The organism is Agromyces neolithicus, from assembly GCF_039529735.1.
Classification (GTDB): domain Bacteria; phylum Actinomycetota; class Actinomycetes; order Actinomycetales; family Microbacteriaceae; genus Agromyces; species Agromyces neolithicus.
Genome location: NZ_BAAANJ010000004.1, coordinates 354929 through 368528, shown reverse-complemented (window position 1 = coordinate 368528; position 13600 = coordinate 354929). Strand labels below are relative to the sequence as shown.

Genomic DNA, 13600 nt, shown 5'->3' with positions numbered 1-13600 from the left:
GCGCAAGGTCTGCGGCTCGGATGACCGGGGAGGGCCCTCAGCGGAGTACGTGGCCGAGAAGGCGGAGTTCGGCGCGACACGACGCGCACGATGGTTCGGAGTGTGAGCATCGGGGCACGCAGGGGGTCGTCATTGGTCGGGGACCGTGCAACGGGTGGGGCTAGCGTGGAACCATGCCCGGCTCGCGTCCCCGCAGTGCCCTGGGCGTGGTGCGGGCGAGGCGCGTGCTCGGCGTGTTCCGGCTGCTCGTCGCCGCGCTCGAGGTGACGGCGCTCGTCGGCAACTTCGAGTACGTGCTCGGGTTCCGCTTCTTCGCGACGACCAACTTCTTCAGCTACTTCACCGTGCAGTCGGCCTTCCTGGCGGTCATCACGTTGACCCTCGCGGGCATCTACGCCCTCGCCGCGCCGCGCGACCCGGCCTGGCTCGGCATCGTGCGCACGATGGTGACGGTCTACGTGCTCGTGTCGGGCATCGTCTTCGGCGTCATCGTGGCGCAGGCCTCGACGCGCGACTACCGGGTCGACGTGCCGTGGTCCGACACGCTGCTGCATTTCGTTGTGCCTGCGCTCGCGGTCGTCGCGTGGACGACCGACAGCATCATCGCGGTCAACCCGAAGGTGCCGTGGTCGACCGTCGGCTGGGTGCTCGTGTACCCCACGGTGTGGCTCGCGTACACGCTGGCTCGCGGCGCCGACGTGGGCTGGTACCCGTACTTCTTCCTCGACGAGGCGCAGGTCGGCAGTGTGCTCGGCGTCGCGTTCTACTGCGCGCTCGTGCTCGTGATCTTCGTGACCCTGACGGCGGGGCTCGTCGCACTCAACCGGTGGCTGTGGCGCCGGGCGCGAACGGCGCGAGATCGGCCAGCACCGCCGCCTCGAACTCAGGATCGTCAAGCGCCTCGAGTCGCCGAGCCTGCGTCGCGGCGATGAGCCCGACGAGCACGGGCTCGCCGTCGGGGCCGCCGGCATCGACCCATGCAGCGACCGTCGGCGTCTCGCCGACCACGGTCAGCACCTCGACGGATGACCCGGGGCCCGGGTCATCCGCTCGCCAGAATGCCGAATCGAACCGCAGCCAGACGGTGTCGACCAGACCGACGCCGAGCCTCGCGATCGCGCGCTGGTGCAACAGTGGCAGGCTGGGCGAGAAGCGCAGCGTGTCGGTCTTGAGCACGCCGAGCGGCACGGTCACGACCACCCGGTCGACGTTGAGCGACTCGCCCGAGTCGAGCCGCAGGCTCACGCGGCGCTCGTCGTACACGATGCGGGTGACGACGCTCGTCACCGCGATGTCGAGCTGCGCGGCATAGGGTTCGAGCGCGGCGGCGATGCCCGTCGCGAGCTCGCCTTCGGGCGCGGAACCCACCTCGGGGAGATCGACGGCCGGCCGGGTGCCCGGCAGCGTCGCGAACGCCGAGACCCGGTTCGCGGTCGCGCCGGTCACGGTGGCGACACCGCTCGCGATGGTGTGCGCGAGCCAGTCGGCGGGCGAGACGCCGGTGGCGTCGGGCGTCTTCGACATCGACGCGGCCGTGCCCGATTCGACGATCGCGGTCGCGAGCGACAGGTCGCGAGTACGGGCCTCGGACTGCGTGGCCGCCCACGACTGCGCGGTCGCGATCGCGTCGGGCCCGGTTGAGGGGATCGCCACCGCGAGTCCGTCGGGGGTGCGCGCCTCGGTCGGCGGTGCGACCGGGTGCAGGTCGACGGATGCCTCGGCGAACTGCGCCTGCAGGGTGGCGCCACGCACGAACATGGCGCCGAGCTCGATCGGCTCGTCGAAGCCGCCGGCCTCGACGGTGTCGATGCGGCCGCCGATGCGATCGCGCGCTTCGAGCACGACGACCTCGAAGCCGTGCCCGACGAGTTCGCGGGCGGCGGTGAGGCCGGCGAGGCCCGCCCCGATCACGGCGATGCGTTCGCCGGGCTCGGCGATGTCGGAGATGGTCGCCGCGGTGCGCAGCCCCGAGTTGCGCGCTCCGTGCAGGGAGCCCGGCGCGTCGGTGTCGGTCGCCTCGCCGGTGATGAACACGCGCCCGCCGACGGGTTCGGCGAGCGTTTCGCGCAGTTCGGGCGCGGCACCCGCGGCGTCGAAGCTGAACGAGCCGCGCGCGAACGGGTCGGCGCCCCAGCGGGATCGGCGCATCGCGGTGGGGCGCGGCACATCCTCGACCGGCGGGGTCGGTGTCGGGGTGGGACTCGGTGTGGCGGTGCCCGATGTCGTGGGCGGCGGGGTGGGCATCGGCTGCGGCCCGGTGCAGCTGGCGAGCACGACGCTCGCGATGCCCGACAGGGAGGCGGCGAGAAAGGTTCGCCGGGCCATGCCGCCGGGCGCCGCCCGAGAGTCCATGTGTTTCAGGCTAGCGCGCGGGACCGTCTGGTGCGGTTCGCTGGGGTCAGGCGGTCGGGGCTGTAGCGGTCTCGCCGGCCTCAACGGCCCGGAACGCCGCCGCGAACCGCGGGATGCCCGCCTCGATCGACTCCATGGTCGCGGTCAACGAGATGCGGAAGAACCCGGGCGTTTCGAACATGCGGCCGGGCAGCACGAGCACGCCCTCGCGGTCGAGGGCCTGCGTGAAGGCGACGTCGTCGGCGAGCGGCGACTCGGGGAACAGGTAGAACGTGCCCTCGGGCACCGTGAGGCGGTAGCCGATCTCACGCAGCGCCGCGACCATGGTGTCGCGCTTGCGCTGGAACAGCTCGATGTCGAACGACAGCTGCTCGAGGCGGGGCAGGGCGTATTGCATCGACGAGTTCGGGAACAGCCAGCCGCCACTGATCTGCATGGCCTCGATCGCGTCGCGGAACTGCTCGCGGCCGGGCATGCCAGGCGCCAGCGCGAGATATCCGATGCGCTCGCCCGGCGAGAGCAGCGTCTTGCCGTAGCTGTACGCGAGGAAGCTCCAGGGGTAGAACTCGAGCGGGCTGTGGAAGCCGGCGCCGTCGTAGATGATGCGATTGTAGGGCTCGTCGGAGATGAGGAAGATGCGGCGCCCGTTGCGCTCGGATGCCTCGTGGAGGATGTTCGCCAGACGCTCGAGCGTCGCCGGGGGATAGATGCGACCCGTCGGGTTGTTGGGGCTGTTCACGATCACGATGCGCGTGCGGGGAGTGATCGCCGCCGCGATGGCGTCGAGGTCGAGGTCGAGCGTCTGGCGGTCGATCGACACCTTGACGGGCACGAGCCCGGCCTCGAGCACGAGCGGCTCGTACAGGAACCAGGGCGGCAGGCTGTAGACGACCTCGTCGCCCACGTCGCCGACGATCTTGAGCGCGATCGAGATGGCGGCGAACCCGCCCGTCGTGAGGTGCACGTCGTCGGGCTCGAACGGCAGGTCGACGTGCCGGCGCAGCGACTCGGTGGCCGCTGCGATCGCCTTCGCGTCGCCGAAGTTGTAGGCGAACCAGAGCTCGTGCTCGGGGACCAGCGCGTCGCGCAGGATCTCGACATAGGCCTCTGAGGGCTTGTCGTGCGGGTCGCCGAAGGTGAAGTCGAGCACGCCGGGTTCATGCCGTCGCTGCTCGTACCCCGAGAGCCGGTAGTAGTCGTAGAGCAGTTGGAACGGTGTCGCGGCGGCAACGCGCGCGACCCGATCTGAGGTCAGGCGGGCATCCATGAGCTCTTTCCAGGAATCGGGGAGCCTCGTGGCGCGAGGATCCCTCGGATTCGGCCCATGCTACTCCGCGATGAGACCCGGTCATCGGGGCTGTCCCCGAGGCCGGGCCTCATGCGTGCGACTCTGGGGCTAACCGGCGACGTACCCGTCGGCGACGGTGAGCGCCTCGTCGATGATGTGGAGGCCGCGCACGAGCTCGTCTTCGCTGATCACGAGCGGGGGTGCGACGTGCATGCGGTTGAAGTGGATGAACGGCCAGAGCCCGGCCTGCTTGCAGGCCGCCGCCACCGCGGCCATGGGAGCGGCATCCGCCCCGCTCGCATTGAAGGGCACGAGCGGCTCACGCGTCGCGGGGTTCCTCACCAGCTCGATCGCCCAGAACAACCCGAGCCCCCGAACCTCGCCGACGCTCGGGTGGGCGTCGGCCATCGCCCGCAGGCGTGGCTCGACCACCCGTGAGCCGAGGTCGCGCACGCGCTCGAGGATTCCGTCGCGCTCGAACACCTCGAAGGTCGCCACACCGGGCGCGCAGGCGAGCGGATGCCCCGAATACGTGAGCCCGCCCTGGAATGCGACAGTGTCGAAGTGCGCCGCGATGCGCTGCGAGATGACGACGCCGCCGAGGGGCACGTAACCCGAGTTCACGCCCTTCGCGAAGGTGATGAGGTCGGGCGTCACGCCGAAGTGGTTCACCGCGAACCATTCGCCGACGCGGCCGAAGCCGACCATGACCTCGTCGGCGATGTAGACGATGCCGTGCCGGTCGCAGAGTTCGCGCACGCCCTGCAGGTAGCCGGGCGGCGGCACGAGCACGCCGTTGGTGCCCACGATCGTCTCGAGGATGATCGCCGCGATCGTCGACGCACCCTCGAGCGTGACGACCTGCTCGAGGTGCGCGAGCGCGCGAGACGCCTCTTCTTCGGGCGTGGTCGCGCCCCACGACGAGCGGTACTCGTAGGGGCCGAAGAAGTGCGCGACGCTGCCGTCGCTCGGCTCGTTCGCCCAGCGGCGCGGGTCGCCCGTGAGCGAGATCGCCGTCGCGGTGCCGCCGTGGTAGCTGCGGTACATCGACAGCACCTTGCGGCGTCCGGTGACCGCGCGCGCCATGCGCACGGCGTATTCGTTGGCGTCGGCGCCGCCGTTCGTGAAGAACACCTTGTCGAGGTCACCGGGCGCCACCTCGGCGATACGGCGGGCGAGCTCACCGCGAACGTCGTTCGCCATCGAGGGCTGGATCGTCGCCAGGCGGGCCGCCTGCTGCTGGATCGCCGTCACGAGGTCGGGGTGCTGGTGGCCGAGGTTGAGGTTCACGAGCTGGCTCGAGAAGTCGAGGTACTCGTTGCCCTCGTAGTCCCAGAAGGTCGCCCCGGTGCCGCCCGCGATGGGCAGTGGGTCGATGAGTGCCTGCGCGCTCCACGAGTGGAACACGTGCGCCCGGTCGTCGGCGCGCACCTGCGCGTCGGCGGCGGTGTCGGACAGCGGATGCCGCGTGCCGATGAGTGTGTCGGTCATGAGGTGTCCTTTCGGAAGTTCGCCGGTCGAGTAGCGACGAAGGAGCGTATCGAGACCAGTGGCGAGGTCTCGATACGGCGCTGGCGCGCCTACTCGACCGACAGCGGGGTCAGTGGTTCTGGGGGAAGCCGAGGTTGATGCCGCCGTGCGTGGCGGGGTCGAGCCAGCGGCTGGTGACCGCCTTCTCGCGGGTGAAGAAGTCGAATCCGTGCACGCCGTAGGCCTTCGCGTCGCCGAAGAGCGACTGCTTCCACCCGCCGAACGAGTGGTAGGCGACGGGCACCGGGATGGGCACGTTGATGCCGATCATGCCGACCTCGACCTCGTTCTGGAAGCGGCGTGCCGCGCCGCCGTCGTTGGTGAAGATCGCGGTGCCGTTGCCGAACCGCCCGGAGTTGATGAGGTCGAGGCCCTCGTCGTAGCTCGCCACGCGCACGATCGACAGCACCGGGCCGAAGATCTCGTCGGTGTAGGCGCGCGACGTGGTCGGCACGCGGTCGAGCAGGGTCGGGCCGAAGAAGAACCCGGCCTCGTGGCCGTCGACGGCGAAACCGCGGCCGTCGACGACGACCGTCGCGCCGTCGGCCTCGGCGATGTCGACGTAGGACGAGACCTTGTCGCGGTGCACGTCGGTGATGAGCGGGCCCATGTCGGGCTCACTGAGCGTGCCGTCACCGGCGTCGACGCCCGCGCCGTTGCCGATCTTCAGCTTCGCGATGCGCTCGGTGATCTTGCCGATGAGCTCCTCGGCGACGGGCTCGACGGCGAGCACGACCGAGATCGCCATGCAGCGCTCGCCGGCCGCGCCGTAGCCCGCGTTGATCGCCATGTCGGCGGCGAGGTCGAGGTCGGCGTCGGGCAGCACCAGCATGTGGTTCTTCGCCCCGCCGAGCGCCTGCACCCGCTTGCCGTGCTTCGAGGCCGTCTCGTAGATGTACTGGGCGATCGGGGTCGACCCGACGAACGAGATCGACTGCACGTCGGGCGAGGTGAGCAGCCCGTCGACGGCCTGCTTGTCGCCCTGCAGCACGGTGAACACGCCGTCGGGGAGGCCCGCCTCCTTCCAGAGCTCGGCGAGCCAGAGCGCGGCCGACGGGTCCTTCTCGCTCGGCTTCAGCACGACGGCGTTGCCCGCGGCGATCGCGATGGGGAAGAACCACATCGGCACCATGGCGGGGAAGTTGAACGGGCTGATGATGCCGACCACGCCGAGCGGCTGCTTGATCGAGTACACGTCGATGCCGGTCGACGCGTTCTCTGAGAATGCGCCCTTGATGAGGTGCGGGAAGCCGGTCGCGAGCTCGACGACCTCTTGGCCGCGGGCGATCTCGCCGGCCGCGTCGGAGAGCACCTTGCCGTGCTCGGCCGTGATGATTGCGGCGAGCTCGCCCTTGCGGGCGTTGAGCAGCTCGCGGAACGAGAACATGACCGCCTGGCGCTTCGCGATCGAGTAGCCCGACCAGACCTTGAACCCGGCGAGCGCCGACGAGATCGCCGCATCGATCTCGGCCTGGTCGGCGAGCGCCACCTCTGCCTGCACGACGCCCGTCGCGGGGTTGTACACCGGGGCAGTGCGGCCCGACGCCGACGCGCGCAGCGCGCCGTCGATCCAATGCCCGATCACGGGCGCTCCGGGCGTCGAGGTGGTCGACGATGCGGTCTCTGTGATGCTCATGGCGGTCCTTCCAGCTCTACGATGAGGTCAGGTCGGACAGAATGACCGACGCTCGGCTATGCTTCTGGTTCCCAGTGTTGCAGAGGCGAAGTGAGTGAAGCGGTGGCAGATCGTCGCGAAGATGAGGCGTTCCGAACGGATCGTCCGACCAGTACGGCGGGCCCGACGGGCCCGACCAGTACGGCCGGCCCGACGGGCCCGACCGGTCCGACCGGTCCGACCGGGTCGGCTGAAGCCGTCGGCGACGGCGCGGCGCTGCCGACCGTGCGCGAGATCCTGGCGCTGCCTGCCGTCGCGGCCGGGGTGCCCGAGGTGCTCTCGGCCGACGAGAGCGCCCTCGACGCGCGGGTGCGGTGGGTGCACGTCTCCGACAGTGCGGGTGTCGCGCGACTGCTCGACGGCGGCGAACTGCTGCTGTCGACCGGGTCCGGCTGGCCGACCGAGCCCGCCGAGCTGTCCGAGTTCATCGCCGGGCTCGTCGAGGCGGGCCTCGCGGGCCTCGTGCTCGAGCTCGGGGCGCACTACCGGTACGTGCCCGCGGTCGTCGAGTCGGCCGCCCACGAGCACGGTCTCGCGCTCGTGGCGCTGCATCGCGAGGTCAAGTTCGTCGCACTCACCGAGGCCGTGCACAGCCGCATCATCAGCGAGCAGACCGCCGCGCTGCGCGCCCGCGACGAGGTGCGCGGGCGATTCACCGCGCTGAGCCTTCGCGGGGCGCCCGCCGACTACGTCGTTCGCCAGTTGGCCGACACGCTCGGTGCGCCGGTCGTGCTCGAAAACCTCGCGCACGAAGTGGTCGCCGCCGATGGTTCGTTCGGCGCCGACGACGAGGTGCTCGCCCACTGGGAGGCGCGGTCGCGTCGCGCGCACCGGTCGAACGCCGAGTCGATCGTGCCCGGAACCTCACCGCGACCCGGTGACTGGCTGATCGTGCCGGTCGAGGCGCGCGGCATCCGCTGGGGGTACCTCATCGCGCTGCCCGGGCCGCCACACGCGGCCGGTCGCACCGCCGTGCTCGAACAGGGCGCCATCGCGCTCGCCTTGGGCCGGCTCGCCGAGGGCGATGCCGACGCCGACGAGTGGGTTCGCGCCGGTCGGCAGCGACTCGTCGACGGGTTGCTGGCCGGTCGGTTCGCGGGGCTCGCCGCGGCATCGGCCCGGCTCGCCGCGGCCGGGTTGCCGCTCGACGGCGCGGTGCTGCACGGAGTCGTCGTCACGGGCGGTGCGGTCGTCGGCACGGCGGCGGATGTCGCGGCACGAACCCTCGGCGGACGGGCGATCGCCGGCGACGCCCCCGAGACCAGGTCGTCGGGGCGCGCCACGGTGGTGCTGCTGTCGTTGCCTGCGGGCAGGGCCTTCGATGATCGCGCCGCCCGGGCGTTCGGCCGCGAGATCGCACGTGGTGGGGCATCCGTCGATCGGATCGTGCTCTCGATCGGCACGGCCGCCGCCGATCTCGACGGGCTCCTGGGCTCGGTGCAGGAGGCGCTCGACCTCGCGCGGGCGCCCGGCGGTCGCGTCGCGAACGGCCCGACCTTGCGGCGCGTCGAGGACCGGCCGCTCATGCGCCTGGTCACGTCGTTGCGCGACGATCACCGGCTGCTGCGGCACAGCGAGCGGATGCTCGCGCCGCTCATCGAGTACGACCTCGCGCGCGGCGGCGACCTGCTCGACGTGCTGGGGGCGATGCTCGCGCACCCGGCCAATCGCACGGCTGCGGCATCCGCATCGCATCTCTCACGGTCGGTGTTCTACCAGCGGCTGGCGCTCATCGGCGACCTGCTCGGGGTCGACCTCGACGACGGCGAGACATTGACCGCGTTGCATCTGGCGCTGCTCGTGCGGCGCAGCGCCGGCCGCTGAACAAATCTGCGATCTCGTTACTTGCTATTGACAAGTAAACTTGCAAAGAGCAAGCTAGGGGCATTCGGCAAGACGAAAGACACAACCTTGGAGCAATGATGACCACCAGCATCTTCGTGAACATCACCACAACCGACCTCGAGCGTGCGAAGGCGTTCTACTCGGCCCTCGGCTACAGCATCAACCCGCAGTTCACCGACGAGAACGCCGCGTGCGTCGTGCTCGACGAGAACGTCTACTTCATGGTGCTCACCCGCGAGTACTTCAGCACCTTCAGCGACAAGCAAGTGATCGACCCCAAGACGCAGGCACAGGTATCGATCGCGCTCACTCGCGACTCGCGGGAGGGCGTCGACGAGATCGTCGCGAAGGGCCTCGCCGCGGGCGGCACCGAGCCGCGCCCCGTGCAGGACCTCGGGTTCATGTACTCGCGTGACCTCGATGACCCCGACGGCAACAACCTCTCATTCCTCTTCATGGAGCCGGCCGCCGCCGAGATGGGCCCCGACGCGTACCTCGCCGAGCAGGGCGCCGGCGCCTCGTCGCCGTCGGCCTGATCGCCTCATGGCGACGCGCGCCGCCCGAGGCTTCGGCCAGTACAGCGGTGCAGCTCGGGCCCTCGAGCGGGTCGGGGACCGGTGGGCGCTGCTCATCGTCCGCGACCTGCTCGTCGGCGCGCGCCGGTATGGCGACCTGAAGGCGGGGCTGCCGCGCATCCCCACGAACATCCTGAGCGACCGGCTGAAGGAGCTGCAGGAGTCGGGGGTCATCAGGCGGGTTCCGACCGTGCGCGGCGGGTACGAGCTCACCCCTTTCGGTCGTGGGCTCGAACCGGTCGTCGTCGCCCTCGAACGCTGGGGGTGGTCGGTGCTCGGCTCTCCCGCCGAGGGTGAGATCGTCACGGCTGATTCGCTCGCCGTCGCGTTGCGTGCGGCGTTCCGGGCGGATGTCGCAGCCGGGGCGCCCCCGACCGAGTACGTGCTGCACGTGGGTGAGGTCTCGGTGGTGGCGGCCGTCGCGAACGCGACGCTCGAGGTGACGCCGATCGGGCCGGGCGCACTCCCGCAGCCGCGCCGCGGCGACAGGGCTGAGGTCGCATTCGAGGCGAGCGCCGAGCTGGTGCTCAGCCCGGGGGAGTTCCGCGACCTCATCTCGGGAGACCTCGACCCCGCCGACGTGCAGTTGCTCACCGGCGAGCAGGACGCGGTCGTGCGCTTCGCGCGGATGTTCCACGTCGATCCTGTCGGCCCGGCACCCGACGCCTCGGTCGGGTCGTCGCGTAACCACGCCTTCGGAGATCTGCACGACATCGGGCCGAATCGGGCGAAATAACCCGAAGCTGTGGTGACCTCCGATCATGCGGCGCCGTGGAGTGCTCAGCATGCGAACGCGCGTGCGGCATCCACGACCCCCTCACCGCGCGATGAACACCTTGCGCAGCGTCTCGCGTACCGTCCAGATGGTCTTCATGCCGGCCTCGAGGCGCACCACCGACCCTGGCGCGAGCACGATCGGTGAGGAGTGCGGGTGTTCGAACTCGACGGTCGCGGCGCCTGAGAGCACCACGAACACCTCGTCGACCTCGACGTCGCGCATCGCGCCCGGCGTCATCTCCCACACCCCGATCTCACCCGCGCCCCACCCATCGAGCGCGACATAGCCGGTGGAAGGCGAGCCCGCGACGACCTGGTCGGCCGGCACCGGCTCGTGCTCGAGCACCAGCCCCGAGGCATCCGTCAGCGCGCCGGCGACCAGGCGAAGCGCCTCGCCCGATGCGGAACCGATGTCGCTCATGAGTCGAACCCCAATCCGAGCGCGTCGAGCGTCTTCAACAGCAGGTTGCGCCTGCCCTCGTTGTGGTCGGCCCGGTCGAGCGACCACCGCGTCGCGTTGATGCCGACCGCCGCGACCGGCTCGGGCGGGAACGGCAGCGGACGCTTGCGCACCATCTCGAGCGAGGTGCGCTCGTTGTCTCGCTGCTCGAGCAGGTCGAGCATGACCTCGGCCGCGAACCGGGTCGAGGCGACGCCGAGTCCGGTGAACCCCGCCGCGTACGCGACGCGGTCGTCGCGGGCGGTGCCGAAGAATGCCGTGAACTGCGTCGAGGTGTCGATGGCGCCCGCCCACTTGTGCGAGAAGCGCGTGCCCGCGAGCTGCGGAAACGTCGTGAAGAAGTGGCTTGCGAGCAACTCGAACGCCGCAGGCCGCTGCTCGTAGCGATCGCGCACGCGGCGACCGTAGTGGTAGACCGCGTCGTAGCCGCCGAACAGGATGCGGTTGTCGCGCGACATTCGGTAGTAGTGGAACTGGTTGGCCATGTCACCGATGCCCTGCCGGCGCGACCACCCGATCGAGGCGAGTTGTTCGGCCGTGAGCGGCTCGGTCATGAGGGCGTAGTCGTACACGGGCACCGTCATGAGCCGATTGCGCCTCAGCAGCGACGGGAACACATTGGTCGCGAGCACGACCTTCGCCGCGTCGATGCGACCCACATCGGTGATGACGCTCGCCGCACCCGTCGACCCTGGGGTCTCGAGTCGCCGCACGGGCGACCGCTCGAAGATCTCGACGCCGAGCTCTTCGGCGACACGTGCGAGCTCGGCCGCGAGCTTCGCGGGGTGCAGGATCGCGCTCGTGCGGGTGTTCCACACCGCCCCGAGGTAGGTGGGTGAGGCCACCTCGGCCTGCACCGCCGCCTCGTCGAGGTAGATCACCGAGTCGTCGCCGCGACCGGCTGCGTCGGCCAGCGACTGCTCGAGCCATTCGAGCTGGTGCGGCTCGACTGCGACGTCGAGCGAGCCGTTGCGCTCGAACTCGAACGACATGCCCAGCTCGGACTCTGCCGCCTCGATGGCGTCGAGGTTCTCGAGCCCGAGGCGGTCGAGCGTGTCGAGCTCGTCGGGCCAGCGGGCCAGGCCGTTCTCGCGCCCGTGCGTCAGGCTCGCCTCGCAGAACCCGCCGTTGCGCCCCGATGCCGCCCACCCGATCGACTTCGCCTCGACGAGCATGACGCGCGCGTTCGGGTTGCGCTGTTTCGCGAGCACGGCGGTCCAGAGGCCGGTGTAGCCGCCGCCGACGATCGCGAGGTCGGCGACGTGGTTGTGGGTGAGCACGCGACGCGGCGTGCCCCCGGCGCGAGACGCGAGGTCGTCGAGCCAGAACACTGACTGGCGAGTGTCGGCGAGCGAGTGCTGCACGACGGATGCCGGCGGCCGGCGTCGTTCGAAGACGGTGGTTGCCACGAGATCACTCCGATGCGGTCTGTGTTCCCATCCTCCCGCGTGGCACCTGCCCGGCGCCAGCGCGTCGTGTCCCGACATCCGCTCGCTGTCGTACAGAGCGAACGGATGTCTCGTGCGAACGGATGTCGCGTGCGAACGGATGCTCGTGCGAACGGCTGGACCGGGCTGTTACGCGCGCGGCGCGTGCGCCTCGAGGAACTGGTACACCTCGGTCTGGTCGACGCCCGGGAACGTGCCCGTCGGCAGCGCCGCGAGCAACGACGTGGGAGTGCGAGCGGCCGGCCACGAGGCATCCGCCCATTTCTCGGCCAGCGCGCCCGGCGCCTGGCGGCAGCAGGAGTCATCGGGGCAGCGCGACACCGCACGATGCGGTGTCTCACGCCCGCGGAACCATTTCACGTGCTCGAACGGCACGCCCACCGACACCGAGTACTCGCCCTCTTTGGCCTTCTCGATGCGCGAGGTGCACCAGAACGTGCCCGACGGCGTGTCGGTGTACTGGTACCAGGGGCTGAAGCGGTCTTCGACGTCGAACACGGTGCGCGCCGTCCAGTTGCGGCACATGGTCGTGCCCTCGATCGCGCCCAGCGCGTCGGACGGGAACCGCACCCGGTCGTTCTCGTACGCCTTGATGATGGTGCCCGACTCGTGCACCTTCGTGAAGTGCACGGGGATGTCGAGGCGCGCGGTCGCGAGGTTCGTGAATCGGTGCGCGGCGGTCTCGTATGACACCGCGAACGCGTCGCGCAACTCCTCCATCGAGATGCGGCGCAGGTTCTTGGCCTCAGTCAGGAAGCGCACGGCGGCCTGCTCGGGCAGCAGGATCGCGGCGGTGAGGTAGTTCGTCTCGATGCGCTGGCGCAGGAAGTCGGCGTAGCTCGCCGGCTCGTCGTGGTCGAGCAGGTGGCTCGCGAGTGCCTGCAGGATGGGCGAGCGCGAGTCGCGCGACGGCGACTGCTGCGTCGGCAGGTAGACGCGCCCGTTGCGTTTGTCGGTGACCGAGCGGGTCGAGTGCGGCAGGTCGCCGACGTAGTGCAGGGAGTACCCGAGGTGCGACGCCATGTCGGCGACGAGCTGGTGCGACACCGGCCCGCCGGTGTGGCCGACGGCCTCGAGCAGTTCGGCGGCCTTCTGCTCGAGCTCGGGGTAGAAGTTGTCGCGGGCGCGCATCTCAGCCCGCAGCTCGGCGTTCGCCCGCCGGGCCTCTTCGGGCGTCGCCGCGCGTTCGCGGTGCAGGCGGTCGATCTCGTGATGCAGCGCGAGGATCGTCTGCAGGGTCTGGTCGCTCATCGTCTTCGCGACGCGGAACGGCTCGAGCCCGAGCGCCCGGAAGACCGGGCCGCGTTGGGCTCGCTCGACGGCGATCTCGAGGGCGGCGCGCTCGCTCGGGGCGTCGGGGCGCAGCAGCTCGTCGACCGTGGTGCCGAGCGCCAGGGCGATCGTGCGCAGCATCGACAGGCGCGGCTCGCGCTTGCCGTTCTCGATCGCGCTCACCTGCGACGGCGCCCGGTCGATCGCCGCGGCGAGCTCGCCGAGGGTCATGCCGCGGGCGGTGCGAAGCTCGCGGATTCGCCGGCCGAGCGTGAGCGCGTCGACTCCGTCGACCGGTTCGGCCGGTTCGATCGGGGTGAGCTGGGCGCTTCGATCCGCGGTGATCATCTCTCGATGGTCACACGGGCGAGCGGATGT

The 13600-nt window shown here is 70.4% G+C and carries 11 protein-coding genes; 4 read left to right on the top strand and 7 right to left on the bottom strand.

Annotated elements, in window-relative coordinates:
- Nucleotides 1-173 precede the first annotated feature (173 nt).
- Nucleotides 174-932, top strand: coding sequence for a Pr6Pr family membrane protein (locus tag ABD164_RS07185; protein WP_344294908.1), 759 nt, complete (start codon nt 174-176; stop codon nt 930-932).
- Here ABD164_RS07185 and ABD164_RS07180 read toward each other — a convergent pair.
- The 4 genes from ABD164_RS07180 to ABD164_RS07165 form a co-directional block, all read right to left on the bottom strand.
- Nucleotides 820-2352 (bottom strand): flavin monoamine oxidase family protein, encoded by a 1533-nt coding sequence (locus tag ABD164_RS07180; RefSeq protein ID WP_344294905.1) that lies wholly within the window; start codon nt 2350-2352, stop codon nt 820-822. The two genes, ABD164_RS07185 and ABD164_RS07180, sit on opposite strands and share 113 nt — an antisense overlap.
- A gap of 46 nt (nt 2353-2398) precedes the next feature.
- Nucleotides 2399-3619, bottom strand: coding sequence for an aminotransferase class I/II-fold pyridoxal phosphate-dependent enzyme (locus ABD164_RS07175; RefSeq protein WP_344294901.1), 1221 nt, complete (start codon nt 3617-3619; stop codon nt 2399-2401).
- 129 nt (nt 3620-3748) lie between these two features.
- Entirely contained in the window at nt 3749-5131 is a 1383-nt protein-coding gene (locus ABD164_RS07170) for an aspartate aminotransferase family protein (RefSeq protein ID WP_344294899.1), read from the bottom strand.
- A 109-nt stretch (nt 5132-5240) separates the two neighbouring features.
- Complete coding sequence (locus ABD164_RS07165) at nt 5241-6806, bottom strand: CoA-acylating methylmalonate-semialdehyde dehydrogenase (RefSeq protein WP_344294897.1); 1566 nt, start codon at nt 6804-6806, stop codon at nt 5241-5243.
- A gap of 102 nt (nt 6807-6908) precedes the next feature.
- Between ABD164_RS07165 and ABD164_RS07160 the strand changes: the two genes are divergently transcribed.
- The 3 genes from ABD164_RS07160 (at nt 6909) to ABD164_RS07150 (ending at nt 10001) form a co-directional block, all read left to right on the top strand.
- Nucleotides 6909-8669 carry a PucR family transcriptional regulator gene (locus ABD164_RS07160; RefSeq protein ID WP_344294895.1) on the top strand — a complete coding sequence of 587 codons (1761 nt, stop codon included), beginning with the start codon at nt 6909-6911 and terminating at the stop codon, nt 8667-8669.
- Between the two features lie 98 nt (nt 8670-8767).
- Complete coding sequence (locus tag ABD164_RS07155) at nt 8768-9226, top strand: VOC family protein (protein WP_344295085.1); 459 nt, start codon at nt 8768-8770, stop codon at nt 9224-9226.
- Nucleotides 9227-9233: 7 nt separating this feature from the next.
- Nucleotides 9234-10001 carry a winged helix-turn-helix transcriptional regulator gene (locus ABD164_RS07150; RefSeq protein ID WP_344294893.1) on the top strand — a complete coding sequence of 256 codons (768 nt, stop codon included), beginning with the start codon at nt 9234-9236 and terminating at the stop codon, nt 9999-10001.
- An 81-nt stretch (nt 10002-10082) separates the two neighbouring features.
- On the opposite strand, the gene ABD164_RS07145 is transcribed toward ABD164_RS07150, so the two are convergent.
- The 3 genes from ABD164_RS07145 to ABD164_RS07135 form a co-directional block, all read right to left on the bottom strand.
- Nucleotides 10083-10463: a cupin domain-containing protein gene (locus tag ABD164_RS07145; protein ID WP_344294891.1), complete on the bottom strand. Its 381-nt coding sequence runs from the start codon at nt 10461-10463 to the stop codon at nt 10083-10085.
- Complete coding sequence (locus ABD164_RS07140) at nt 10460-11911, bottom strand: NAD(P)/FAD-dependent oxidoreductase (RefSeq protein ID WP_344294889.1); 1452 nt, start codon at nt 11909-11911, stop codon at nt 10460-10462. The genes ABD164_RS07145 and ABD164_RS07140 overlap by 4 nt, the downstream gene beginning before the upstream one ends.
- Before the next feature lie 168 nt (nt 11912-12079).
- Nucleotides 12080-13570 carry a helix-turn-helix domain-containing protein gene (locus ABD164_RS07135; RefSeq protein ID WP_344294887.1) on the bottom strand — a complete coding sequence of 497 codons (1491 nt, stop codon included), beginning with the start codon at nt 13568-13570 and terminating at the stop codon, nt 12080-12082.
- Nucleotides 13571-13600: the final 30 nt, after the last annotated feature.